20 protein-coding genes are annotated in these 25,597 nt (G+C 69.3%); 8 read left to right on the top strand and 12 right to left on the bottom strand.

Annotated features, from left to right (window positions below; all coding sequences use genetic code 11):
- Positions 1 to 39: 39 nt before the first annotated feature.
- The 5 genes from ACF062_RS08055 to ACF062_RS08035 form a co-directional block, all read right to left on the bottom strand.
- Positions 40 to 1,302 (bottom strand): extracellular solute-binding protein, encoded by a 1,263-nt coding sequence (locus ACF062_RS08055; protein WP_392136936.1) that lies wholly within the window; start codon positions 1,300 to 1,302, stop codon positions 40 to 42.
- Between the two features lie 147 nt (positions 1,303 to 1,449).
- Positions 1,450 to 2,343, bottom strand: a complete 894-nt coding sequence (locus ACF062_RS08050) for a carbohydrate ABC transporter permease (protein ID WP_392136935.1) — start codon at positions 2,341 to 2,343, stop codon at positions 1,450 to 1,452.
- A gap of 21 nt (positions 2,344 to 2,364) precedes the next feature.
- Positions 2,365 to 3,306 carry a carbohydrate ABC transporter permease gene (locus ACF062_RS08045; protein ID WP_223779247.1) on the bottom strand — a complete coding sequence of 314 codons (942 nt, stop codon included), beginning with the start codon at positions 3,304 to 3,306 and terminating at the stop codon, positions 2,365 to 2,367.
- A 164-nt stretch (positions 3,307 to 3,470) separates the two neighbouring features.
- Entirely contained in the window at positions 3,471 to 4,904 is a 1,434-nt protein-coding gene (gene ngcE, locus ACF062_RS08040) for an N-acetylglucosamine/diacetylchitobiose ABC transporter substrate-binding protein (RefSeq protein WP_392136934.1), read from the bottom strand.
- A 340-nt stretch (positions 4,905 to 5,244) separates the two neighbouring features.
- Positions 5,245 to 6,930 (bottom strand): ribonuclease J, encoded by a 1,686-nt coding sequence (locus ACF062_RS08035; protein ID WP_320589649.1) that lies wholly within the window; start codon positions 6,928 to 6,930, stop codon positions 5,245 to 5,247.
- A gap of 231 nt (positions 6,931 to 7,161) precedes the next feature.
- On the opposite strand from ACF062_RS08035, the gene ACF062_RS08030 reads away from it, so the two are divergent.
- The gene (locus ACF062_RS08030) at positions 7,162 to 11,031 is read left to right on the top strand and encodes a GH92 family glycosyl hydrolase (RefSeq protein ID WP_392136933.1); all 3,870 of its coding nucleotides are present in this window, start codon (positions 7,162 to 7,164) and stop codon (positions 11,029 to 11,031) included.
- A gap of 73 nt (positions 11,032 to 11,104) precedes the next feature.
- On the opposite strand, the gene ACF062_RS08025 is transcribed toward ACF062_RS08030, so the two are convergent.
- Positions 11,105 to 11,704, bottom strand: coding sequence for a hypothetical protein (locus ACF062_RS08025; protein ID WP_392136932.1), 600 nt, complete (start codon positions 11,702 to 11,704; stop codon positions 11,105 to 11,107).
- A 187-nt stretch (positions 11,705 to 11,891) separates the two neighbouring features.
- On the opposite strand from ACF062_RS08025, the gene ACF062_RS08020 reads away from it, so the two are divergent.
- Positions 11,892 to 12,521 (top strand): hypothetical protein, encoded by a 630-nt coding sequence (locus ACF062_RS08020; RefSeq protein ID WP_392136931.1) that lies wholly within the window; start codon positions 11,892 to 11,894, stop codon positions 12,519 to 12,521.
- Here the strand turns inward: ACF062_RS08020 and ACF062_RS08015 are convergent.
- Positions 12,493 to 12,921, bottom strand: coding sequence for an ATP-binding protein (locus ACF062_RS08015; protein WP_392136930.1), 429 nt, complete (start codon positions 12,919 to 12,921; stop codon positions 12,493 to 12,495). The genes ACF062_RS08020 and ACF062_RS08015 overlap by 29 nt on opposite strands.
- Positions 12,922 to 13,074: 153 nt before the next feature.
- Here ACF062_RS08015 and ACF062_RS08010 point away from each other — a divergent pair, with 153 nt between their 5' ends.
- The gene (locus tag ACF062_RS08010; RefSeq protein WP_392136929.1) at positions 13,075 to 13,860 is read left to right on the top strand and encodes a Scr1 family TA system antitoxin-like transcriptional regulator; all 786 of its coding nucleotides are present in this window, start codon (positions 13,075 to 13,077) and stop codon (positions 13,858 to 13,860) included.
- On the top strand, positions 13,857 to 14,108 hold the full coding sequence (locus tag ACF062_RS08005; RefSeq protein WP_392136928.1) for a DUF397 domain-containing protein: 252 nt from the start codon (positions 13,857 to 13,859) through the stop codon (positions 14,106 to 14,108). The genes ACF062_RS08010 and ACF062_RS08005 overlap by 4 nt, the downstream gene beginning before the upstream one ends.
- A gap of 18 nt (positions 14,109 to 14,126) precedes the next feature.
- On the opposite strand, the gene ACF062_RS08000 is transcribed toward ACF062_RS08005, so the two are convergent.
- On the bottom strand, positions 14,127 to 15,290 hold the full coding sequence (locus ACF062_RS08000) for a S1 family peptidase (RefSeq protein WP_392136927.1): 1,164 nt from the start codon (positions 15,288 to 15,290) through the stop codon (positions 14,127 to 14,129).
- A 123-nt stretch (positions 15,291 to 15,413) separates the two neighbouring features.
- Complete coding sequence (locus tag ACF062_RS07995; RefSeq protein ID WP_392136926.1) at positions 15,414 to 16,847, bottom strand: MFS transporter; 1,434 nt, start codon at positions 16,845 to 16,847, stop codon at positions 15,414 to 15,416.
- Between the two features lie 132 nt (positions 16,848 to 16,979).
- Here ACF062_RS07995 and ACF062_RS07990 point away from each other — a divergent pair, with 132 nt between their 5' ends.
- The 4 genes from ACF062_RS07990 to ACF062_RS07975 all read left to right on the top strand — a co-directional run bounded on the left by ACF062_RS07990 (position 16,980) and on the right by ACF062_RS07975 (position 20,422).
- Entirely contained in the window at positions 16,980 to 17,288 is a 309-nt protein-coding gene (locus ACF062_RS07990) for an ArsR/SmtB family transcription factor (RefSeq protein ID WP_392136925.1), read from the top strand.
- 162 nt (positions 17,289 to 17,450) lie between these two features.
- Positions 17,451 to 18,815, top strand: a complete 1,365-nt coding sequence (locus ACF062_RS07985) for an MFS transporter (RefSeq protein ID WP_392136924.1) — start codon at positions 17,451 to 17,453, stop codon at positions 18,813 to 18,815.
- A 109-nt stretch (positions 18,816 to 18,924) separates the two neighbouring features.
- Complete coding sequence (locus ACF062_RS07980; protein ID WP_356572101.1) at positions 18,925 to 19,305, top strand: VOC family protein; 381 nt, start codon at positions 18,925 to 18,927, stop codon at positions 19,303 to 19,305.
- Between the two features lie 250 nt (positions 19,306 to 19,555).
- Complete coding sequence (locus tag ACF062_RS07975) at positions 19,556 to 20,422, top strand: GNAT family N-acetyltransferase (RefSeq protein WP_392136923.1); 867 nt, start codon at positions 19,556 to 19,558, stop codon at positions 20,420 to 20,422.
- A gap of 136 nt (positions 20,423 to 20,558) precedes the next feature.
- On the opposite strand, the gene acnA is transcribed toward ACF062_RS07975, so the two are convergent.
- From acnA to ACF062_RS07960, 3 genes are all read right to left on the bottom strand, one after another.
- A complete protein-coding gene (acnA, locus tag ACF062_RS07970; RefSeq protein WP_392136922.1) occupies positions 20,559 to 23,273 on the bottom strand; it encodes an aconitate hydratase AcnA in 2,715 nt (904 codons plus the stop codon).
- Between the two features lie 288 nt (positions 23,274 to 23,561).
- Complete coding sequence (locus tag ACF062_RS07965; protein WP_392137680.1) at positions 23,562 to 24,452, bottom strand: aminoglycoside phosphotransferase family protein; 891 nt, start codon at positions 24,450 to 24,452, stop codon at positions 23,562 to 23,564.
- Positions 24,453 to 24,549: 97 nt separating this feature from the next.
- Positions 24,550 to 25,491: a sigma-70 family RNA polymerase sigma factor gene (locus ACF062_RS07960; RefSeq protein ID WP_392136921.1), complete on the bottom strand. Its 942-nt coding sequence runs from the start codon at positions 25,489 to 25,491 to the stop codon at positions 24,550 to 24,552.
- Positions 25,492 to 25,597: the final 106 nt, after the last annotated feature.

Raw genomic sequence — 25,597 nt, 5'->3', positions numbered from 1 at the left:
TTGCGGACGGGGAGGTGTGACAGGAGCGGGGTGAGCGCGCTACTTGGCCTCGGCCGCCGCCGTCTGCGCCTTCTTCTGGAGGTCGCCGAGTACCTGCTTCGGGTCGTCGACGACGGCCTTGCCGCCGGTCTTCTTGATCTCGGCGGAGACGAGGTCCCAGGTGGTGTCGCCCAGCGGGTAGAACTTGGCGCTCGGCAGCACCTCGAAGAACGGCTCCAGGTCCTTGTGCTTGCCGTTGGTCTGCATTTCCTTCAGGGCGTCCTGGGTGACCGGCATGAGGTTGTACATCTCGTCGAACGCCAGCATCTTCTTGGAGTACGTGAAGTCCAGGAACTTCTTCACGCCCTCCTTCTCCGCGCCACCGTCCTTGAACGCCATCATCCAGTCGGCCACGCCGAGGGTGCTCTTCAGCGGGCCCTCCTTGCCGGGGATGGGCGCGACGCCGTAGTCGACCTTGCCGCCCTTGGCCATCTGGATGAGGCTCGGGTGGCCGTTGAGCATGCCGACCTTGCCGGCCGCGAAGTCGGCGAAGGCCGTCTTGCGGTCGGTGGAGGCGGGGTTGGCGTAGGTGAGGCCCGGCTTGACCAGCTCGGTCTTGAGCCACTCGAACGTCTCGACGTTCTGGGGGCTGTCGATGGTGTACTTGCCGCTCGCGTCGGTGTAGCCGCCGCCGTTGCCCAGTTCCCACATCATCGTCTCGCCCTGGGTCTCCTCGGGGCCGAGCGGCAGGGCGTAGGGGGTCTCGGCGGCCTTCTTGTCCTTGATCTTCTTCGCGGCGGCGGCGAGTTCGTCCCAGGTCTTCGGCGGGGTCTTCACACCGGCCTTCTTGAAGACGTCCTTGTTGTAGAACATGACGCGGCTGGAGGAGACCCAGGGGATGCCGTACTGGGTGCCGTCGACCTCCCCGGCCTTGGCGAAGGTGGGGATGAGGTTGTCGCGGGTCTTGGCGGACATGACCTCGTCCGCCTTGTAGAGGAGGTCGTCGGCGACCTTGTCGGCGTAGCCGCCGGTCTGGAGCAGGTCGGGTTCGTCGCCCGCCTGGATCATGTTCTTGACGGACTTGTCGATCTCATTCCAGTTGATGACCTGGACGTCGACCTTGTAGCCCTTGTTGGCCTTCTCGAATTCCTTCTTGACCTGGTTCCAGTACACCTTGGAGGCGTTGGAGGCCTTGTCGCCGTAGTCGGCGGCGACGAGCTTGATCGTCTTGCCGTCACCGCTGTCGCTGTCCCCGCCGCAGGCGGTAAGTCCAAGCGCCAGGCAGAGCGTTGCCGCACCGGTGGCGACCATTCGATTCCTCATGCTGTTCAACCCTTCGACATCGGTGTCGACTTGGCGCGTACAGTCGCCCCCCGCGGCGCCGTCGCGCCGACACTACTCACGTCCGGTTTTGGCCCGACAGGCCTAGACCACTTTCGTGGCCAAGCTGAAATCACCTGCTTCACCAGGTCACTTGAGCGCTCCGGAGGTCAGACCGGCCTGTACCTGTCGCTGGAAGACGGCGTACACGACGAGCACCGGGAGCATGGCGATGGTCAGGCCCGCGAAGAGCGCGCCCCAGTCCCCGCGGTAGCCCTGGGAGACCGCGAGCGAGGCGAGTCCCTGCGGCAGCACGTAGTTCTTCTCCTCCTCGTTGTTGAGCAGCAGCGGAAGCAGGTACTGGTTCCACTGGCCGAGGAAGTTGAAGATGCCGATGCTGACCAGGCCCGGCTTGGCCATCGGAAGCATGATCTGGAAGAACGTGCGGGTGTGCGAGGCCCCGTCGACCATCGCCGCCTCCTGCACGCCGGTCGGCAGCGTGCGGAAGAAGGAGGTCAGGAAGAAGGTGGTGAAGGGCAGCGAGTAGGCGATGTACGCGATCATCAGGCCCGGCCGGGTGTCGAGGAGCCCGAAGTTCTCCATGACGGCGAAGAGCGGGACGAGCGCGAGGATGACCGGGAACATCATGCCGCCCGCGAACAGCATGAAGACGAAGCGGTTGCCGGGGAAGGTGAAGCGGGCGATGACGTAGGCCGCCATGGAGCCGAGCAGCATGGTGCCGGTCAGCGAACCGCAGAGGATGACCAGCGAGTTGATGGTGTACCGGCCGATGTCGGCCTTGCTCCAGGCGTTGGTGAAGTTCTCCCAGTGGAACGCGGCGGGCCAGCCCATCGGGTCGCTGAGGATCTCGGCCGACGGCCGGAACGCGGTGAGCGCGACCCAGATCAGGGGCCCGGCGGCCAGAACCACCCACAGGACGAGGAAGGCGTGCGAGAAGACGTTGAGGGTGCCGCCCGACTCCCTCTCGCCGCGGGGTGCGGCGGTGCTGTCGGGGCGGGGCGCGGCGGTGGCGGTCGTGGTCATGATGCAGTGGCTCCCGCGGTGTCAGTATTCGATCCGGTCGCGGTTCCCGACCCGCATGACGATCAGGGAGAACGCCACGCTCAGGACGAGGAGGACGACGCCGATGGACGTGGCGTAGCCGTACTGGCCGTCACGGAAGCGTTCGTAGAGGAAGACCGGGGTCACCTTGAGGACGTGCGGCGGCACCATGACGAGGCAGATCGCGAAGGTGTCGAGCGCCTGGATGCCCATGTAGATCCAGCCGGTGCGCACCGTGTCCCAGATCAGCGGGAGCGTGACGCCGAAGAAGCTGCGGGCGCGGCCCGCGCCGTCCAGGAGCGCGGCCTCGTGGATGTCCTTGGGGATGGCCCCCATCGCCGCGGAGAACAGCACGACGTAGAAGCCGACGAAGCTCCAGCTGATGACGGTGAGCAGCGCGATGAGGGCGAGGGTCTCGTCGCCGCCGAGCCAGGCGGGCCCGTCGATGCCGGCCTTCTCCAGACCGCCGTTGATCAGGCCGCTGTTGGTGTTGAAGACGCGCCCCCACACCACGGCGATGATGGAGACGGACAGCACCTGCGGGAAGAAGTAGACGACCTTGTAGAAGGACGAGCCGGCGACGCCCGCGATGGCCTTGCCCCTGCGGTGCCGGCCGCCCGCGGTGATCATGTAGGCGAAGAACATGCCGAGTACGAGCGTCAGAAGGGGTGCGACGACCAGCAGGAGCGCGCTGACCTGGAGCGAGTCCCAGAACCGGACGTCGTCCCACATCTTCCGGTAGTTGTCGAACCCGATGAAGTTCGCGACCGGGCCGCCGGACCAGTCGGTGAAGGAGTAGTAGATCGCCTGGAGGAACGGCGAGACGACGAACAGCGCGTAGAAGGCGAGCGGCACGGCCAGGAAGCCCACGATGAAGCGGTACTTGTCGAGCGTGCGGTAGCGCCGGTCGTAGCGGACGCGCCTCGGGGTGAGGCCGGGCGGCAGCAGTACCGCCGGCCACAGCAGCAGGCCGGGGAGCGGGGGCGGCGGCGGCTTGTGCTCGGTCCGCGTCTTCTTCGAGGGTGGCGGTTCGCCCACCCGGGTCTCGGTCTTCACGCTGCTCAGCCCCGCCCGCTCCTGTGCCTCGTCGGCTTTGGTGTGTCGTCCGCTCAGGCCTTCTTGACCTTGGTGATGTCGGGGTCCTTCAGGATCCGCTCGGAGGCCTTCTGCATGGTGTCCATCGCCTGCTTGGGGCCGATCTGGCCCTGCATGAACTTGTGGATCATGTTGTTGAAGTCCTCGCGGAACAGCTCGTTGTACCAGTCCATGAACTGGGGGATGACGATGTTCTCGCCGGCCGCCTTGATGGCCGCCTGGGCGCTCGCCGTGCCCGAGGGCAGCTTCACGCCGTCGATGGCGCCCTTGACGACGGGCATCGAGCCGACCTCCTTGAAGAGGTTGAGGGCGGCTTCCTTGCTGTACATCATCCGCATCCACTCCAGGCCGCCCTGCCGGTTCCTGGCCTTGGCGGGGACGATGAAGGGCTCACCGGCGGGGGCGTAGAGCGTGCCGAACGGCATCTTGTCGCCGGAGTCGAGCGACGGGGTCGCGCCCACCGCCATCCGGAAGTCCTTGGGCGTGGTGTCCTTCGCCTCGTTCTCCACCCAGGAGCCGTTGGGCACGAAGAGGCACTTGCCCTCCTTCGTCCACGCGGTCTGCATCTCGGTGTGGGCCTGCTGGCCGTCGAAGCCGGTCAGCACGTACTTCTTGGCGACCAGTTCCTCCCAGGCCTCGAAGACGTCCTTGACGGCGTCGTGCCGCCAGGCGTCCGGCTCCAGGTAGTCCATCGCCTCGATGACCTCGCGGCCGCCGCGCTGGGCGAACATCGCGTACATGCTGAAGAACATGTAGCGCGGGTGGCCGCCCGGGTAGCTCCAGCCGTGGATGCCCTTGGCCTTGGCCTTCTTGCAGACGGCGAGCATCTCGTCCCAGGTCTTGGGGTACGCGCTGTCGAGCCCGTCCTCCAGGAGCTTGGCGGAGTACCAGTTGCCGTACACCGTCAGCGCGATGTTGAGCTGGTAGCACTCCTCGCCGCCGAAGCGGCCCATCTGCTCGACGACCGGCACCAGGGTCTCGCGCACGGTGACGTCCGGGTCGTCCCAGGAGGGTGCGTCGAGCACCTCGACGAGGTCGGCGACCTGCTTGTTGTGCACCAGTTTGCCGATGTTCATCTGCTCGGCGCCGGAGTTGTTGACGACGTCCGCCGTGGGCTTGCCACGGACGATCTTCGGCTGGACCTGGGTGGCGATCTTCTCGGTCGCCTTCTGCTCCGGCTTGGCCTCGGGGTACTTCTTCGCGTACATGTCCGTGACGAACTGGGCGTACTTGTCGCCGTATCCGCCGTTGAAGATGTAGACCGTCAGGGCCGCGTCCTGCTTCACCCCGAGCGGGTTCTTCTTGGACTTCTCGCCCTTCTCGGCCTCGTTCTCCCCGCCGCCTCCGCTGGCGCAGGAGCTCAGCGCCCCGACGGCCGGCACGGCGAGGAGGCCGGCGGCCGCCGCCCTCTTCATCACATCACGACGGTTGACGCTGGTGGATCCCATGCTCAAGTCCTCGCCTTCTCCAGGACTCAGGCGGTGAACCGGACCCTCCCCGGCACCGCGGTGGTGTGAAGCTGGGGTCGTGCGATCGTGCCGAACGGCTGCGCGAATGCCGACAGGTATAGTCCACTCCCGGTTGGCTGGGCAAGATCGAATACAGGTTTCCGCCACAGGTTCTCCGAGTTGAGACCTGCGGAGATCCATGGTCAAAACCTCTCGCACATCGCCTGGCCGGCGCGTGGACTTTCGCGCCGGTCCCCATGGACTTTCCCGCGCGGCCGCGCGCGACGCCGGGTGTGCCCTCCCCCTCGGGGCGGGCGTGCCCGGCGTCGGGGTGGGCGGCTCAGGCGTCGATGATCACAGGAATGATCAGGGGCCTGCGTCGGTAGGTGCGGAACGCCCAGTTCGCCACGGCTCGCGCGATGAGCTGTTCGAGCTGGTGCGCGTCCCCGACGCCTTCCTGGGCGGCGTTGGCCAAGGCCTTCTCGATCACGGGGACGACCGACTCGAAGGTGGTCTCGTCGTGGACGAAGCCGCGGGCCAGGAAGTCGGGGGCCTCGGCCAGGGCGCCGGTGTCGGCGTCGACGATCGCCACCACCGTCACCACGCCCTCCTCGGCGAGGGTCCGGCGGTCCTTGAGGGAGGCTTCCGTGGCGCCGCCGACCTCCATGCCGTCCACGTAGACGTAGCCCGCCGGGACCTTCCCGGTGATCTTGGCGCGTCCGTCGAGGAGGTCGACGACGACGCCGTCCTCGGCGATGACCACCCGGTCGGGGTCGACCCCGGTACGGATGGCCAGGTCGGCGTTGGCCTTCAGGTGCTTGAACTCGCCGTGCACCGGCATGACGTTGCGGGGCTTGACGATGTTGTAGCAGTACACGAGTTCGCCGGCGCTGGCGTGCCCGGAGACGTGCACCTTGGCGTTGCCCTTGTGGACGACGTTCGCGCCCCAGCGGGTCAGGCCGTTGATGACGCGGTAGATGGCGCTCTCGTTGCCCGGGATGAGGGAGCTGGCGAGCAGGACCGTGTCGCCCTTGCCGATGCGGATCTGGTGGTCGCGGTTGGCCATCCGGGAGAGCGCGGCCATCGGTTCGCCCTGGGAGCCGGTGCACACCAGGGTGACCTTGTGGTCGGGCAGGTTCTCCAGTTCCTTGACGTTGACCACCAGGTTGGCGGGGACCTTCAGATAGCCGAGGTCACGGGCGATGCCCATGTTGCGGACCATCGAGCGGCCCACGAAGGCGACCTTGCGGCCGTGCTGGTGGGCGGCGTCCAGGATCTGCTGGATACGGTGCACATGGCTGGCGAAGCTGGAGACGATCACGCGGCGCGGCGCGGTCCGCATGACCTGCTCGATCGCGGGGTTCAGCTCCCGCTCGGAGGTGGTGAAACCGGGCACCTCGGCGTTGGTGGAGTCGGTCAGGAACAGGTCCACGCCCTCCTCGCCGAGCCGGGCGAAGGCGCGCAGGTCGGTGATGCGGTCGTCCAGCGGGAACTGGTCCATCTTGAAGTCCCCGGTGTGCAGGACCAGTCCGGCGCTGGTACGGATCGCGACCGCGAGGCTGTCCGGGATGGAGTGGTTGACCGCCACGAACTCGCATTCGAAGGGACCAAAACCGCGCCGGTCGCCCTCGCGCACGCGTACCGTACGCGGCCGGATGCCGTGCTCCTTGAGCTTGGCCTCCAAGAACGCCAGCGTCAGCTTCGAGCCGATGACGGGGATGTCGGACCGCTCGCGCAGCAGGTAGGGCACACCGCCGATGTGGTCCTCGTGGCCGTGGGTCAGCACGATCGCCGCCACGTCGTCGAGGCGGTCCCGGATGGAGGTGAAGTCCGGCAGGATCACATCCACCCCGGGCTGGGTCTCCTCGGGGAAGAGCACACCGCAGTCGACGATCAGCAGCTTGCCCGCGTGTTCGAAGACGGTCATGTTGCGGCCGATCTCACCCAGACCGCCGAGGGCGACGATCCTCAGCCCACGCTTGTTCAGTGGAGGGGCGGCTTTCAACTCTGGATGTGGATGACTCATGCCCCGACGCTACCGGAGAGGCGCGCGGGTGATCCTTTGCCGGTGCCGGACCCGTTCCGCCGACCACCCGATCTGCCCCGGGGCGTCCCGTTCGGCCTCGTACGTGGCATCAGCCCCGCGAATAACGCCAACAGCCTTGACACCCTTCGTCACTTGACTCCCTACTAGACCTTGCGCAGCGATCGTGACAACGTTGTCCAACTCGCAGGGAGGGGCTCGGGGATGCCGCACATGGCACGCAGATCTCGTCATAGACACCATCGTCCGCCGGTGGCCATCGGCACGCTGGCGCTCGCGCTCGTCGTGGCCGCGCAGGGGGCCGCCGTCGCGGGGCCCGAGAAACCGCCGCGCGTCGAGAAGGAGTTCGCTTCCTCGTTCGAGGAGGGCGAAGCGCGGCCCGACTGGCTGAACACCGTGGAGACGGCCCCCGGCGGCGGCAAGAAGGCCTCGGGCGTGAACGGCGCGTTCAGTTCCGGCCTGCCCGGCAGCGTGATGGACCACGTCACCGAGGTCCGGGCCAGCGGCGAGAACGCGGGCTCGGGCGAGGTCGCGGAGAACCTCGTCGACGGCGAGGCCACCAGCAAGTGGCTGACGTTCGCGACGTCCGGCTGGGTCGAGTTCGACCTGAAGGAGCCGGCCGAGGTGGTGACGTACGCGCTGACGTCCGCCAACGACCACGCCCCGCGCGACCCCAAGGACTGGACCCTGAAGGGCTCCGCCGACGGCAAGGAGTGGAAGGTCCTCGATGAGCGCAAGGGCGAGGCCTTCGACGGCCGGCACAAGACGAAGAAGTACGACTTCGCCAACACCACTGCGTACCGCCACTACCGCCTGGACGTCACCGCGAACAACGGCGCGCCCGACATAGTCCAACTGGCCGATGTGCAGCTCTCGGTGGGCGGCGCCGAAGCCCCCGCCCCCGAGGACATGCTGAGCCTGGTGGACCGGGGCCCCAGCGGTTCGCCCACCGCCAAGTCGCGGGCCGGGTTCACGGGCAGGCACGCGCTGCGCTATGCGGGCACCCACAAGGCCGACGGCCGCGGGTACTCGTACAACAAGGTCTTCGACGTGAACGTGCCGGTGCGGCGGAACACCGAGCTGGGCTACCGCGTCTTTCCCTCGATGGCCGAGGGCGACCTCGACTACGCGGCGACGCACGTCTCCGTGGACCTGGCGTTCACCGACGGCACCTATCTGAGTGACCTCAAGGCCACGGACCAGCACGGCTTCCCGCTGGACCCGCGCGGCCAGGGCGCCGCCAAGGTGCTCTACGTCAACCAGTGGAACAACGTCTCCTCCCGCGTCGGCGAGGTCGCGCGCGGCAAGACGGTCGACCGGATCCTCGTCGCGTACGACGCGCCGAAGGGCCCGGCGAAGTTCCGCGGCTGGCTGGACGACGTGTCATTGAAGGAGAAGGCCCCGCCGAGGCCCAAGGCGCACCCCTCCGACTACGCGGACACCACCCGCGGCACCAACTCCAGCGGCGGCTTCTCGCGCGGCAACACCTTCCCGGCGACGGCGGTCCCGCACGGCTTCAACTTCTGGACGCCGGTGACCAACGCGGGATCCTTGAGCTGGCTGTACGACTACGCGCGCGGCAACAACGACGACAACCTGCCGACGATGCAGGCGTTCGGCGCGAGCCACGAGCCGAGCCCGTGGATGGGCGACCGGCAGACGTTCCAGCTGATGCCGTCCGTCGACAAGGACACCCCGAACGCCTCGCGGACCAAGCGGGCGCTGCCCTTCCGGCACGAGAAGGAGACGGCGCGACCGCACTACTACGGCGTGACGTTCGAGAACGGCCTCAAGGCCGAGATGGCGCCGACCGACCACGCCGCGATGATGCGATTCACCTATCCGGGTGACGACGCGAGCGTGATCTTCGACAACGTCTCGGAGAAGGGCGGTCTCACCCTCGACGAGGAGAAGGGGATCGTCTCCGGTTTCTCGGACGTCAAGTCCGGCCTGTCGACGGGCGCCACGCGCCTGTTCGTGTACGGGACCTTCGACGCGCCGGTCACCGCGGGCGGCAAGCTGGCGGGCGGCGGTGGCGGTGACGTCACCGGCTACCTGCGTTTCGCCCCCGGCAAGGACCGCACGGTCACTCTCCGTCTCGCCACGTCCCTGATCAGCGTGGACCAGGCGAAGGCCAACCTCGGCCAGGAGATCCCGGCGGGCACCTCCTTCGACCGCGTCAAGGACCGCGCCCAGAAGCAGTGGGACGCGATCCTCGGCAAGGTGGAGGTGGAGGGTGCGAGCCAGGGCCAGCTGACGACGCTGTACTCGTCGCTGTACCGGCTGTACCTGTACCCCAACTCGGGCTTCGAGAAGGTCGCTTCAGCGGGCGGCAAGTACACGTACAAGTACGCCTCGCCCTTCTCCCCGCAGACCGGCCCGGACACCCCGACGCACACCGGCGCGAAGATCGTCGAGGGCAAGCCGTACGTCAACAACGGCTTCTGGGACACCTACCGGACGACGTGGCCCGCGTACTCCCTGCTCACGCCGAAGAAGGCGGGCGAGCTGGTCGACGGGTTCGTGCAGCAGTACAAGGACGGCGGCTGGACCTCGCGCTGGTCGTCGCCGGGCTACGCGGATCTGATGACGGGCACCTCGTCGGACGTCGCGTTCGCCGACGCGTACGTCAAGGGCGTGAAGTTCGACGCGAAGGCCGCGTACGAGGCCGCGCTGAAGAACGCGACGGTCGTGCCGCCGAGCGCGGGCGTCGGCCGCAAGGGCATGAAGACCTCGCCGTTCCTCGGCTACACGAGCAGCGAGACGCATGAGGGCCTGTCGTGGGCGCTGGAGGGCTACCTCAACGACTACGGCATCTCCCGCATGGGTGAGGCGCTTCACAAGAAGACGGGCGTCAAGCGCTACAAGGAGGAGTCGCGGTACTTCCTCAACCGCGCCCGGGAGTACGTGAACCTCTTCGACGAGAAGGCGGCGGGCGCCGGCACGGCCCCCGGCTTCTTCCAGGGCAAGGACGCCAAGGGCAAGTGGCGTGTCCCCTCCGACAAGTTCGACCCGCGCGTGTGGGGTCACGACTACACGGAGACCAACGCCTGGGGTTACGCCTTCACGGCCCCGCAGGACTCCCGCGGCCTCGCCAACCTCTACGGCGGCCGCAAGAAGCTGGGCGAGAAGCTGGACACGTACTTCGCGACGCCCGAGACCGGCTCCGCCGAGTTCGCGGGTTCGTACGGGGGCGTCATCCACGAGATGACGGAGGCGCGCGACGTCCGCATGGGCATGTACGGCCACTCCAACCAGGTCGCCCACCACGTGGCGTACATGTACGACGCGGCCGGGCAGCCGGCCAAGACGCAGGAGAAGGTCCGCGAGGTCCTCGCCCGCCTCTACACGGGCAGCGAGATCGGCCAGGGCTACCACGGCGACGAGGACAACGGCGAGCAGTCCGCCTGGTACCTCTTCTCCTCGCTCGGCTTCTACCCGCTGGTGATGGGCAGCGGTGAATACGCCATCGGCTCACCGCAGTTCAAGAAGATGACCGTGCACCTGGACAACGGCCGCGACCTGGTCGTCAAGGCGCCGAGGAACAGCGCGAAGAACGTGTACGTGCAGGGGCTCAAGGTCAACGGCAAGGCGTGGACGTCGACCGCGCTCCCCCACAAGCTGATCGCGCGCGGCGGGGTCCTGGAGTTCGACATGGGCCCGAAGCCGTCGGCGTGGGGTTCCGGCAAGAACGCCCAGCCGGTGTCGATCACCCAGGACGACAAGGTGCCGTCGCCGAGGCGGGACGTCCTCAAGGGTGACGGCGCGCTCTTCGACGACTCCTCGGCCACGGCGGCCACTTCGGAGTCGGGAGCCCTGGAGCTCCCGGTCGGCAAGGCGACCAAGGCGGTGCAGTACACGCTGACGTCGTCCACCGACAGGGCGAAGGCGCCGCGCGGCTGGGTGCTGGAAGGATCCGCCGACGGCCGCACGTGGAAGCGGCTGGACAAGCGCTCCGGTGAATCCTTCGCCTGGGACCAGCAGACGCGGGTGTTCACGGTGGCGCGGCCGGGGACGTACGGGCACTACCGGCTGGTGCCGCGGGGCTCCGCGACCCTCGCGGAGGTGGAGCTGCTCAGCTGATCCGCCGACCCGCGGGCTCCGTCGCCGCGGGGACGGGTGTGGCGCGTGCCACCCCGTCCCCGCGGCTTCCGTGTCAGGACGCCGGGGACTTACGGGCCGAGGTCACCTGGCAGGAGTAGACGAGCCGGTCGTTGGTGCTGTGGGAGGCGTGCACCGTGACGGACCGGTCGCCGCTCGGGGCGACCGTCACCGTCTCGAACCGGGAGCCGATGCTCTTGCTCGCGACGGTGGAGTTGGGGTACATGCCGACCTTGAACTCCACCGTGAAGTTGTACCGGTAGGCGAAGTCGGTCGACGCGTTCTGGAGGTCGACGTCGTAGCTGATCCGCCCGGCGGAACGCTCGAAACGGCAGTTCTCGCCGATCACCTCGCTGAGGGCGTCCGCGTTGTACGACGGCTGCGCCGTGGGGCTGGCGCTGCTGCCGCCGATTCCGCCGGTTCCTCCAGAGGTGCCGGTTCCTCCAGAGGTGCCGGTTCCTCCAGAGGTGCCGGGAGCGTCGGGCAGTCCGCTCGGCGGAGTCATCGTGAACGACGGATTCGGCCCGGTCGGTGGCGCGGGCATGTCGCCGAGGCCTCCGAAGGCCTTGTCGTTCGGATTGTCGGTACAGCCGGACAGTACGGCGATGGCGGCGAGCGCGAGAGTGGCAGCGCCGACGGCACGACGGACACGCATGTGATGATCCCCCGAAAAAACAGAATGCGCAGATGGTTCAGGTGGTTCAGACGGTTCAAGCGGTGCGAACGGTTGCTTGAAAGGCGAAGGGCCCGGGGCAGGCTACCGGATCACCCGCCCCTGGTATTGATACTTTGGGCCGCTCCCGCACTGATGCGCGGGGAAAGCATTCACCATCGGGGGAACCATGAACCAGCCCTGGCAGTCGCACCCGCCTCAGCACAACCCGTACGGCCAGCCCGTACAGCCACCCGCACCGCAGCCGGGGTACGGCTACCCCGCCCCTTACCCGCCGCAGCAGCCGATGCAGCCCATGCAGCCCGGCCACCCGTACCCGTACGCCCCCGGCTTCCCGCCGCCCAGTGGCGCGAAGCCGGGCAAGGCCTTCTTCCTCGGCCTGCTCGTCGCGGCGGCCGTGGGCTCGGCCTACGCGGGCATCCTGCTCGCCTCGAACGAGGATCTGTCCCGCGTAGGCCTTCAGGCCGGCTACCTGGTCGTGGCAGCCCTGCTCGCGGTGGGTGTCGGAACGGTGGTGGGCCGCACCGGAGGCCGCGGGGCGGGACCGCACGTCTGGGCCGCCGTCCTGGCCGCGCTCGGCGCGTACTTCGGCGTCGCCAACGGCTACGTGTTCACCCTGCTCGACGCCGGCGGCACCGACCTGCTCGAATTCGTGCTGGAGAACGAGCCCATGGCTCCGCACAAGTTCTGGTGGAAGCGCCTCAACGGCGGTGTCGCCCTCCTGGGTCTCGCCGTGGCCGCGGGGGGCGCCTACGGCATGGCCCACATGATCAGCAAGAAGCGGCCGAACCAGTACTGATCTCGAACCACACGACCTTGCCCGGGTCGCGCTCCGTCACGCCCCACTTGTCCGCGAGCGCGGCCACGAGCAGCAGCCCCCGCCCCGATTCGTCGGTGTCCTCCACGACGCCGCCGCACCGGGGCCGGCCGCCGCCGCTGTCGTGCACCTCGACGCGGACGACGTCGGCGTCGAGGTGGAGGAGCAGCAGAAAACCGCGTCCGGGCGGGACGCCGTGCAGCAGCGCGTTGGTCGCCAACTCGCTGACGCAGAGCGTGATGTCGTCCGCGCGTTCCCGGATTCCCCAGCCGTTGAGGGCTGCCCGGACGAAGCCGCGGGCTTTGGGGATGGACTGGCGTTCGCGCCGGTAGAAGCGTTCGCGCGGCTCCCGCCGGGAGGGGAGAGGAGTTTTCTCGTTCACGTGACGAGAGTCACGCTGCGTGGCCATCATGGAGCAGTACGTGAGGTCGTACGGCCGGGCTGTACGGACCCCCGGCGTAGAAACACGGTTCCTGATGGGGAGTTGTACCGCATGAGCAGCCCAAGGCGACGATCACGCAGGAATGCCTCGGCGATGAGGATGGTGGGCGCACTGCTCGCCATCCACCGGGAGGCGGCGGGGTACACGCAGAAATCACTGGCCGAGCACTTCGTCGTGGGCGAGGAGCAGATCGCCTCCATCGAACAGGGGCGGCGCCCCCTGAAGATGGACTTGGCGGTGCAGTTGGACGCGCTGCTGGGCACGAACCGGACGCTGGAGACCGCCGTCGACCATATGCCGGACGTGGATCTGATCCCTCGGTGGGCGGAGGAGTACCTGGACTGCGAGCGGGAGGCCATCGCCATCTCCTGGTACGAGAGCCTCTTGGTGCCTGGGTTGCTCCAGACTGAGGCGTACGCGCGGGCGGTCTTCCGCAGCCGCGTCCCGGTGTACGACGAGGACGAGATCGAGCAGCTCGTCGCGGCGCGCATCGACCGCCGGGAGGTACTCCACCGCAAGCAGCCACCGACGGCCAGCTTCGTGATCTGGGAGGCCGCACTGCGCGATCAGTTGGGAGGTCCCGGGGTGTACGCCGAGCAGCTGCGCCACCTGCGTCAGTACGCCGAACTGCCCGGCGTCGCCCTGCAAATTCTGCCACTGGGGCGCACCGCCCACGCCGGACTCGAAGGTGCCTTCATCCTGTTGGAGACACCTGAGCACCAACGCCTCGGGTACACGGAAACGCAACGCGGCAGCCAGCTGATCGCAGATCCAGATGAGGTAGCGATCCTGACCCAGAAATATGCGATGCTGCGGACACAGGCCCTGAACGCGGAGGACACCAGGGATCTGCTCGACCGTCTGCTAGGAGAGCAATGAGCGACACGGCGCTTGAGTGGTTCAAGTCGACCTACAGTGGAAGTGAGGGCGGCGAGTGCCTCGAAGTCGCCTACGCCTGGCGCAAGTCTAGTTACAGCAGCGGCGAAGGCGGCGCCTGCGTCGAAATCGCCGCCCACCCCGCCGCCGTACACATCCGCGACTCCAAGAACCCGGACGACGGCCCGCAGCTCACCGTCGCGCCGGACGCCTGGACCGCCTTCCTGTCCCTCCCCCAGGCGTCCGCCTGACGGCAGAGCCGTACCGGGTCACGCGGTGTGCAGCCGCAGCCCGTACCGCTGAAGGATCTCGTTCACCGGCTGGAACCACGTCTCGCCGCCGCTGGCGCAGTTGCCCCAGCCGCCTGACGTCACGCCCTGGGCCTGGTCGCCGCTGATGAACGAGCCGCCCGAGTCACCGCCCTGGGCGCAGACGCTGGTCTTGGTCAGCTGGTGGACGACCGTGCCGTCGGAGTAGTTGACGGTCTCGTTCTTGGCGAGGAGCCGGCCGCAGTGCCATTTCGTGGTGGAACCGGAACGGCAGATCGACGCCCCGACCGGTGCCTCCGCCGAGCCGCGCACCAGCTGGTCGGGGACGGTGCCCCAGCCGAGTACGACCGGCACGGTCCACCAGCCGTTGCCGACGGACACCCACGCGTAGTCGTTGTCGGGGAACGAGGAGCCCTGGAAGGTGCCGATGGCGGAGCCGTCCCAGCCGCGCACCGCCGCGCCCGCCCGACCGCAGTGCCCGGCCGTGACGAAGCCGCCGTGCACGGAGAAGCCGATGGAGCAGCGGACGTTGCCGGTGTAGTACGGGTCGCCGCCGACGGTCCCGGCGGCGAAGGTGCTCGGCGCCTCGGGGACCGTGTCCACCCGTACGGGCGCGGTGGCGCGGGCGCGCCGCAGGAACGCGGAGACATCGTTGTCGCCGCGGTGACCGGCGACGACATCGACGACGACGCGGTTGGCCCGCGGGTCGACCCGCCAACTGGCCACGCCCGAGGGCGCCTTGAACTTGTCGATGCGGTTCTTCGCGGCGTCCAGGGCGGCCGCGCTGTGCTCGACGAGCCGTACGTCAACGCCGTCGCCACCACCGGACCGGCGTACGTCCGTGGCGGCCCGCCGCTCGGTCACGGCGACGGTGAGCCGCCCGCGCCCGGCGTCGAACCAGGCACCGCCGAACGCCGCTCCGGCCGCCTTCCGCGCCGCGCGTTCGGTCGTGACGGCCCGCCGCTCGTCGGCGAGTCGCTCGCGCGCGGCGGCGGGTGTCAGGCCGAGGTCGCGCCGCATGGCGTCGAGGAGCGCGGCGGAGGCGGGCGGGCGAGGTGCGGGGCGGGAGTCGGCGGCCGCGGTGGGGGCGAGGCCCGTGGCGGCGCAAGTGGCCGTCACGAGCAGGGCGGACAGGGCGAGGCGTGCTCCGGTTACGCGTCTCACAGGGGGGCCTCTCGTCGTTCCAACGGGGTGGGGGTGGAACAGCGTTACGTCGTGCGTTGCTGAGAGCGCTCTCATTCGGTGCGCGGCAGAGCGTAGGGAGGGGGCGCGGACAAGTCCATACCTTCAGCCGCGGGCGCGGTTCCGCGGCCTTCCGCCGAGGAGCGCGAAGACGATGACGCCGAGGACCAGGCAGACCCCGGCCATCCCCCACAGCACCAGGTGGAACGCGTCGTCGTACGACCGTGACGCCGTGAGCGTGGTGAGCACCGAGCCGTACAGCGCCACCGCGACCGCCTCGCTGCCGAGCCGCAGCGTGTTGAGGAAGCCCGCGGCCATGCCCGCCTTCGCGGGGTCGACGAGTGCCAGGGCCTGGCCGTCGACGAGGCCCGCGGCCAGGGCCATGCCCGCGCCGGTGACGATCATCGGCAGGGCGACGACGGCGACGGTCACGTCCGGCCCGAAGACCGTCAGGGCGGCGTCGCCGACGACCAGGGCGGCCAGGCTGGCGTAGATGAGGGTGAGGGCGGGGACGCCGCGGGCCACCAGCTTGGCGGCGAGCAGCGGGAAGACGAGCATCGGCGCGGTGAGCAGGACCATGAGCAGGCCGGCGGCGCCCGTGCCGCGGCCGGTGACCTCCGTCAGGTAACTCGGCAGGTAGGTGAGCATCGTGACGAAGCCGAAGGAGCCGGCGACCGGCACCAGGCACAGGCCCAGGAAGCGGCGGTCACGCAGCAGGCCCAGGTCCAGCATGGGGTGGGCGCGGCGCTTCTCGACGGCGGCGAAGGCCGCCAGCGCGGCGGCGGCCCCGGCGAAGAGCCCGAGCACGCCCGCGCTGCCCCAGCCCCACTGGGAGCCCTGCACGATGGCCGTGGTCAGCAGCACCATGGCGACGACGAAGACCGCGCTGCCGGGTATGTCGACGCGTGCGCCGGCCGGGCGGGGCGTGGCCGGGAGCGAGCGCGCGACGGCCGGTACGGCGACCAGCACGGCGGCGAGCGCCACCGCGTGCACGGCGAACACCCAGCGCCAGTTCACGCTCTGGAGCAGCGCCCCGGAGAGCGAGGGGCCGACCGCGACGCCCACGCCCGCGACGGTGCCGAAGAGCGCGAACGCCTTGGCGCGCGCAGGGCCTTCGTACACCGTGGACAGGATCGCCGCGCCGCAGGAGAAGATCGCCGCGCCGCCGATGCCCGCGAGGGCGCGGGCCGCGTCCAGGAGCAGGACGTCGGAGGCGAGGGCACTGGCGAGCGAGGCGGCGGCGTAGAGGGCCGCGCCGGTGGTGAAGGCCCTGACGCGGCCGACGATGTCGGCGACCGAGCCCCAGACGAGGGTGCAGCAGGCGAAGGCGACGTTGAAGGCGTTGACCACCCACTGGAGCGGGGCCGCCCCGGCGTCCAGGTCGGCGCCGATGCCGGGCAGGGCGACGGCGGTCCCGGAGATGGACATGGGGACGACGAAGACGGCGAGGAGGATCGCGGCGAGCGGCAGCCACGGTGGCTCGGGCGGCGCCGTGTCGGGTGCGGTGGGCGCGAGCGGCGGTGTCTGTGGTCCGGGCATGACTGGAAGACCCCCGAGAGGAGATGACGCAAGGTCGCAAGGTTCGGATTTGATCGAACCTGACCTTGGCACGCCCGGGAGGTACGATGCAAGTCGAACCTATCGAGGTCGAAGCTATCGAGGAGGCTTCCCATGCCGGACGACGAGGGCCACCCCCTCCCGCAGGAGATGGACCTGCGCACGGTCCTGCACGCACTCGCCGACCCGCTGCGCTTCGGGGTGATCGCCCGCTTCCTGCGCGAACCGGCGGGCGCCGAACGCACCTGCGCGTACTTCCAGTTGCCCGTCTCGAAGTCCACCACCTCCCACCACTTCAAGGTGATGCGCGAGGCGGGCCTGCTGCGCATGGTCGACCACGGGAACAGCAGGACGGCCGTGCTGCGCAGAGAGGAGCTGGACGAGCGGTTCCCGGGGCTCCTGGACCTGGTGGCCGCCGGATAACCGGATGCGTCCCGGCACGGGATCGGCTACCTTGCCACCCATGTCCGTGACCAAGTAACTCCAGGTGCCCCACCCGCCCCGCGGGTCCGTGGCACGGAAGCGCCCTGTCTTCCTCAGCCCCCGCCGCACACCGGCCAGGGGCCGACCTGGAGTGCCCACCACATGAACACCTTCACCGTGCGCCTCTCCGCGCGCGCCGCCGCGCGGCGACGCACCCCCGTCCTCGCGCTGCTCTCCCTCCTCCAGTTCCTCATCGCCATCGACGTGACCGTGGTCAACGTCGCCCTCCCCGCCATCGGCGCCCGCTTCGACGCGGAACCGGCCGCCCTGTCGTGGGTCGTCACCGGCTACACCCTCGTCGGCGGCGGCCTCCTGCTGCTCGGCGGGCGGCTCACCGACCTGCTCGGCCGGCGGCGGATGTTCCTGCTCGGCGCCGCGCTCTTCGCCCTCGCCTCGCTGGCGGCCGGGCTCGCGCCGAACCTTCCGACGCTCGTCGCCGCCCGCTTCGCGCAGGGCGCGGGCGAGGCACTCGCCTCCCCCGCCGCGATGTCGCTCATCGCCCTGCTGTACCCCTCCCCCGAGGAGCGCGCCAAGGCGCTCGGCATCTGGGGGGCGATCTCCGCGAGTGGCCTCGTCGTCGGGGTCCTGCTGTCCGGCGCGCTCGTCCAACTCCTCGACTGGCGCTGGATCTTCGGCGTCAACGTGCCCCTCACCGCGACGGTGCTCGCCCTGACCCCGGTGCTCGTACGCCCCGACGGGCCGCGCCCCGCACGGTCCGGCCGTCTCGACCTGCCCGGCGCCACCCTCCTGACGGCGGGACCGCTCGCCCTGGTCTACGGCGTGCTGCGCGGCTCCGCCGCCGCCCTGCTCGCGGGAGCCGTCCTCCTCGCCGCTTTCGTCCTCGTCGAGGCGCGGTCCAGGAATCCCCTCGTACCGCTCGCGTTCTTCGCGCACCGCGCCCGGGCGCTCGCGAACGCGGTGACGGTGCCGCTCAGCGCGGGGCTCTCCGGCACCTTCTTCCTGGCCACGCTCTACCTCCAGGAGGTCATCGAACTCAGCCCGCTCCAGGCCGGGTTGGCCTACCTGCCGTTCTGCGCCGCGCTCCTGCTGGCCGTCTCCCAGGTGGCCCGGCTGATCCGCGCGCTCGGCGTCACGTACACCGCGCTCCTCGGACTGCTCCTGACGGCGGCCGGCCTCGGCTGGCTCGCCCGGCTCCCCGACCACGGCGGATTCCTGGCGGACGTACTGCCGGGCATGCTGGGTGTCGCGGCGGGGATGGGCATCGGCCTGGTGGCCCTCCAGCACGCGGCGCTCTCCGACGTGACCGAGGACGACGCGGGCACCGCATCCGGCGTGCAGCGCTCCGTCGACCAACTCGGCGGCTCACTCGGCCTCGCCGTCCTGGTGGGCGCGGCACTCGGCGGCGGCACCCCTCAAGGCGCCGACTACCGGACGGCGTTCGGGTGGGCGGCACTCGGCGTGCTGGCGGCGGCCGTGGCCGTGGCGGCGCTGGGCCGCAGGAAATAGCTCTCGACAGCGCGGAGTCGCCGTGCATAAGATCCACGGCGACATCGCGTGCCGGTCACCGACCGGGTGAGGCATGGAGGTGTCAGGAGATGCCTGTTGGAGGCATTCCTTGTCAGTCGAGTTGAACCACACGATCGTCCACGCCCGGGACAACCGGGAGTCCGCCGAGTTCTTCGCGGACCTGCTCGGCCTCGAAATCACCGCGGAATGGGGCCCGTTCATCGCGGTGGCCCTGAGCAACGGCGTCACTCTGGACTTCGCCACCATCCCCGCCGAACACCTCACCCCGCAGCACTACGCCTTCCTCGTCTCCGACGCGGAGTTCGACGCGGCGTACGACAAGATCCGGGCGCGCGGCGTCCAGCACTGGGCGGACCCGCACCAGAAGCAGCCGGGCGAGATCAACCGCAACGACGGGGGCAAGGGGGTCTACTTCCTCGACCCGTCGGACCACGCCATGGAACTGATCACGGTGCCGTACGGCGGCTAGGGCCTGTCTGACAATTCGCGTCGTCGCCCGGAGGGCGGCCTCGCGGCGTCAGGTGCGTGCTCTCGGCGTGCCGGGCGTAGGGCCTCGTACTGGATGTACTTGGCTCTGCGCCCGGTGCGGCGAGAGTGCGTGCATGGCGTCGCGAGGCAGGCGGGAATTGTCAGACAGGCCCTAGGGCGTCTCCCGCCGGTCCGGCCGGCCGAGCAAAACCAGGTGCGGCCGGTCGCGGCGATGGTGTGAGATGCGGGGCATGACGATCGTTCTGAACGAGCCCGGCGTCGACGGGCTGACCAGGGTCGTGGATGCCCTCCGCGGGTGGCAGGACGACCGCACCCCGCTGCAACTGCATCCGGGAGACCTCGGCTGGGCCTGGGCGCTGGGCGCGGAGAGGCTGGCCGCGGCCGTCCGCACCTGGAGCGTGGACGGACGGATCATCGCCGTCGGGTACCTGGACGCCCCTGATGTGCTGCGTCTGACGACCGCGCCGGAGCTGCGACAGGACGGTGACCTGGCGCGCCGGATGCTGGCGGACCTCAATGACCCGGAGCGCGGGGTCCTGCCTCCCGGGAAGGTCGGCCTCGAAATTCCCAACGGCGCCCTGCTCCGCGAGGTCCTCTTGGAGGCGGGCTGGCATCCGGACGAGCCGTGGACGCCGCTGCGCCGCGACCTCTCCGAGCCGGTGGAGGACTCCGGCCTGCGGGTCGAGGTAGCCGGTCCGCAAACGGCGGGGGTGCGGACCGCGGTGCACCGCTCGGCGTTCGGCAGCCCGTGGTTCACCGAGGAGATCTGGCACGTCCTGGCGGCCGGGCCGGTCTATGCCGACGCGCGCTGCCTGATCGGCTACGACGACCAGGACAACGCGGTGGCCGCGGCGACGGTCTGGTCGGCCGGGCCCGGCAGGCCCGGCCTGCTGGAGCCGGTGGGCGTGCACGCCGACCATCGCGGTCGCGGCCACGGGACGGCGATCAGCGTCGCCGCCGCGGCGGTGCTGCGTGAACTGGGCGCGTCAAGCGCACTCGTCTCCACCCCGAGCTCGAACGCCGCCGCCGTCGCCACCTACAGGGCGGCTGGATACGAGCCATCGTCCGAACGACTGGACGTCAGCCGAGCCGCCTGAGGATGACCCTGCACGGGCCCCGTCAGGGGCGCGGGGAACCGCGCGACCAGCCCCCACGGCCCGCAGACGAAAAAGCGAGGGCCGCACCCCGTACGAAAAAACGGGATGCGGCCCTCGACTACTGCGTACCGTCAGCCTACTTGCGGATCAGGCTGCGCAGCACGTACTGCATGATGCCGCCGTTGCGGTAGTAGTCGGCCTCACCGGGCGTGTCGATGCGGACGACCGCGTCGAACTCGACACCCGTGTCGGTGGTGACCTTCACCGTGCGCGGCGTCGTGCCGTCGTTCAGCTCGGTCACGCCGGAGAAGGAGAAGGTCTCCTCGCCGGTCAGGCCGAGGGAGGAGGCGGACATGCCCTCCGGGTACTGGAGCGGCAGGACGCCCATGCCGATGAGGTTCGAGCGGTGGATTCGCTCGTACGACTCGGCGATGACGGCCTTGACGCCGAGGAGCGCGGTGCCCTTGGCGGCCCAGTCGCGGGACGAGCCGGAGCCGTACTCCTTGCCCGCGAGGACGACGAGCGGGATGCCCTGCTCGATGTAGTTGCGCGAGGCGTCGTAGATGAACGAGACCGGCGCGTCCTCCTGCGTGAAGTCACGCGTGAAGCCGCCCTCGGTGCCCGGCGCGATCTGGTTGCGCAGGCGGATGTTGGCGAACGTACCGCGGATCATGACCTCGTGGTTGCCTCGGCGCGAGCCGTAGGAGTTGAAGTCGCGGCGCTGCACGCCGTGCTCCGTGAGGTACTTGCCGGCCGGGGTGTCGGCCTTGATCGCACCGGCCGGGGAGATGTGGTCGGTGGTGACCGAGTCGCCCAGCTTGGCCAGGACCCGGGCGCCCGTGATGTCGGAGACCGGGGTGGTCTCCATCGTCATGCCCTCGAAGTACGGGGGCTTGCGGACGTACGTCGACTCGGTGTCCCACTCGAAGGTGTTGCCGGTCGGGATGGAGAGGGCCTGCCACTGGGCGTCGCCCGCGAAGACGTCCTGGTAGGACTTGTTGAACATGTCCTCGCCGATGGAGTTGGCGACGACGTCGTTGACCTCGGCCTCGGAGGGCCAGATGTCCTTGAGGTAGACCGGGTTGCCGTCCTGGTCGGTGCCGAGCGCCTCGGTGGTGATGTCGATCTTCATCGAGCCGGCGAGGGCGTACGCGACGACCAGCGGCGGGGACGCCAGGTAGTTCATCTTGACGTCGGGGTTGATGCGGCCCTCGAAGTTCCGGTTGCCGGAGAGGACGGACGTCACGGCCAGGTCGTGGTCGTTGACGGCCTTCGAGACCTCCTCGGGCAGCGGGCCCGAGTTGCCGATGCAGGTGGTGCAGCCGTAGCCGACCAGGTTGAAGCCGACCTTGTCGAGGTAGGGGGTCAGGCCCGCCTTGTCGAAGTAGTCGGTGACGACCTTCGAGCCCGGGGCGAGGGTCGTCTTGACCCACGGCTTGCGGGTCAGGCCCTTCTCGACGGCCTTCTTCGCGACGAGCGCGGCGGCGACCATCACGTACGGGTTCGAGGTGTTGGTGCAGGAGGTGATGGCCGCGACCGTCACCGCGCCGTGGTCCAGCTCGTACGTCGAGCCGTCGGCGGCGGTCACGAGGACCGGGTTCGACGGGACGCCGTTCGTGGTGGCCGGGGCGTCGGAGGCCGGGAAGGACTCCTTGCCCGCCTCGTCCACGGAGTCGACGTAGTTGCGGACGTCGATCTTGAACTGCTCGGCGGCGTTGGCGAGGACGATGCGGTCCTGCGGACGCTTCGGTCCTGCGATGGAGGGGACGACCGTGGAGAGGTCGAGCTCCAGCTTCTCGGAGAAGTCCGGCTCGGCGGCCGGGTCCAGCCAGAGGCCCTGCTCCTTGGCGTACGCCTCGACGAGCGCGACCTGCTGCTCGGAGCGGCCGGTCAGCTTCAGGTACTTCAGGGTCTCGTCGTCGATCGGGAAGATCGCGGCGGTGGAGCCGAACTCCGGCGACATGTTGCCGATGGTGGCGCGGTTGGCGAGGCTCGTGGCCGCCACACCCTCGCCGTAGAACTCGACGAACTTGCCGACGACGCCGTGCTTGCGCAGCATCTCGGTGATGGTGAGGACGAGGTCCGTGGCGGTGGTGCCCGGCTTCAGCTCACCGGTCAGCTTGAAGCCCACGACGCGCGGGATCAGCATGGAGACCGGCTGGCCGAGCATCGCGGCCTCGGCCTCGATGCCGCCGACGCCCCAGCCGAGGACACCCAGGCCGTTGACCATCGTGGTGTGCGAGTCGGTGCCGACGAGCGTGTCGGGGTACGCCTGGCCGTTCCGGACCATGACCGTGCGGGCCAGGTGCTCGATGTTCACCTGGTGGACGATGCCGGTGCCCGGGGGGACGACCTTGAACTCGTCGAAGGCGGTCTGCCCCCAGCGCAGGAACTGGTAGCGCTCCTTGTTGCGGCCGTACTCCAGCTCGACGTTCTGGCCGAAGGCGTCCGCCGTGCCGAACTTGTCGGCGATCACGGAGTGGTCGATGACCAGCTCGGCCGGGGCCAGCGGGTTGATCTTCGCCGGGTCGCCGCCGAGCTCCTTCACGGCCTCACGCATGGTGGCGAGGTCCACGACGCAGGGCACGCCGGTGAAGTCCTGCATGATCACGCGGGCCGGCGTGAACTGGATCTCCTGCGACGGCTGTGCCTGGGAGTCCCAGTCGCCGAGCGCGCGGATGTGGTCGGCGGTGATGTTCGCGCCGTCCTCGGTACGGAGCAGGTTCTCAAGGAGGACCTTCAGGCTATAGGGCAGCCGTGCGGAGCCCTCGACCTTGTCCAGCTTGAAGATCTCGTACGACTCGTCGCCCACGCGCAGCGTGCTGCGGGCGTCGAAGCTGTTCGCCGACACGACAGTCTCCTTCAGATTTTTCGCGCGTTTCGTCACATCCTGCCGCCACGACTCCTCGTCGATCCGCTAAGGTAAGGCTTAGTTAGGTAACCCTTACCAAGTGGCGGCTTCTGGTGCGCCTCGGCAGATATCTCGATGTCGAGATAACTCTAGTACATGACCCGGCGTGACGACGAGGGGTGTCGCCCTGTGCTGCCTGACCGCTGACATCCGTGCCGGGTGGCCGTACCGGTCGGAGTGGATCTTGCGGAGCCGTCCGCTGTTGGACTGCCTACGATCGGGGCGGCATCACTCCATCGACTCCAAGATGCGGTCGAGGGTCCGGCGCCCCATCGTGCTCATCGTCGGATTGCTCTCGACGTAGTACCAGACGACACCCATCGCCTGTTGGAACGCCCATGCCTTGCCGCGCTCCCACTCCAGATCGTCACAGACCAGTGTCCGCCGAAGCACTTCCCGCGGGCCGGGCCGCAACAGGTGCCAGGCGCTGACCAGATCCAGCGCGGGGTCGGCCGGGCCGAAGCCGCCGGTGTCGAGTACGCCGCTGAGCCGGTCGCCCGTGACCAGTACATTGCCGGGAATCAAGTCACCATGGCTCATGACGTCGGCACCCGTGCGCGGCAACTCCCGAAAGTGGCTCCACACTTGGCGCAGCCGGGGCACGTCGAGCAGCCCCTTGCTCTCCTCGAAGCACTTCGCCATCCAATCGTCGTGGTGAGCGAGAGAACCGCCACGACCCTCGCCGCTGAAAAGCCGCCCCTGCGTCTCGGCGTCCCGCAGGGCTGCGATGAAGGCCGCAAGGTCCTCGGCAAAAGCGTCCGACCCACTCGGGTCGGCATCAAAGGCGACCGTTCCCGGCAACCATGTCTGGACCGACCACGGCATGGGATAGCCCGCTCCAGGCTTTCCCAGGGCGACGGGTTCCGGAGCGGGGAACCGAGACACCTGTGCCAGCTCCGCGCTCGCCTGGGCTTCCTGTTCCAAGACCGCCAGCGCCTCGGCAGCATCGGCCGGACGCAGGGGGAAACGCGCAGAGAGGTCGCTCCCGATGCGGAAGATGGCGTTGACCGTCCCGGTCGACGGCAGTGGTTGGATCGCCTTGCCGCTCCACTGAGGGAACTGCTCCTGGATCAAGGCCGCAACGATTTCGGTGGTCACGTCCACTTGGTCATCGTGCATGGTCAATCTCGCAGGCCCTCCACCAGTCAGTTCGAAACGCGGGAAGCAGACCAGATCAACTGAGACGACAGCCAGTATTCAGACGCCAGGGTCCAGATCAACTGAGATTTTTCCGGCCACCCCACGTGCCGGCACCGGCCGCCGGGAGCACCGCCAGGTCCAGCGCGCGCAGCCGCCGCCGGTCCGCGATCACCTCGTACGCCGCGACCCGGCCGCCCTCGACACGGATCCGCAGCGCGAGGAGAAGCCGCCCGTAGGGGGCCACGACCAGGCCGACGGCGCCGTCGATCAGCGCGGGCTCGGCGAAGCGGGCGTTGCGGCGGAGCAGGACCGTCTCCTCGGCCACGGCCCGGGCGCCCTGGATCCGTGCGGCGCGGCCCCCCGGCAGCGCGGTGAGGTCGGCGCCGCGTACGACATCGGGGGCGAGGACGGTGAGCAGCGCCGCGAGGTCGCCGTTGCGGGCGGCCGCGAGGAAGGCCGCGACGACGCGCCGCTCCTCTTCGAGCTCCGGGGCGGCGGCGCTCGGCGCGCCGCGGACCTTGCCGCGCGCACGGCTCGCGAGCTTCTTCGCGGCGACCGGGGTGCGCTCCACGACGGGCGCGATCTGCGTGAACGGCACGGCGAACAGGTCGTGCAGCACGAAGGCGACGCGTTCGGCGGGGCCCAGCGTGTCGAGGACGACGAGCAGGGCGCGGCCGACCGACTCGGCGACCAGTGCCTGTTCCTCGGGCTCCTGGGGTTCGCTCTCTCGCGCGGCGGCGCGCCCGCCGAGGTGGTCGGGGAGTGTGCCGCCGACCGCCTCCTCGTGGCGTGCCGCGCCGGAGCGCAGCATGTCGAGGCAGAGGCGGGAGACGACGGTGCGGAGCCAGGCGGCAAGATTCTCGATCTCCTCGGCGTCGGTACGGCTCAGCCGCAGCCAGGCCTCCTGTACGGCGTCGTCGGCGTCGCTGAGCGAGCCGAGCATGCGGTAGGCGACGCCGCGCAGCTGCCCCCGGTGGGCCTCGAACCGTTCCGCCAGTGCCTGCTGCCCGTCGTCCATCGGTCACCTTTCCCGGCCGTTCCCCGTCACTTCCGTGACTCGGTCACTTTCATGCCGCGGTCACCTTCATGACGCGCGCGGCGAGGAGACCGTGACATCGGCCCGC

Source organism: Streptomyces sp. NPDC015345, from assembly GCF_043078805.1.
In the GTDB taxonomy this organism is placed as follows: domain Bacteria; phylum Actinomycetota; class Actinomycetes; order Streptomycetales; family Streptomycetaceae; genus Streptomyces.
This window is presented reverse-complemented; position numbering and strand designations above follow the sequence as displayed.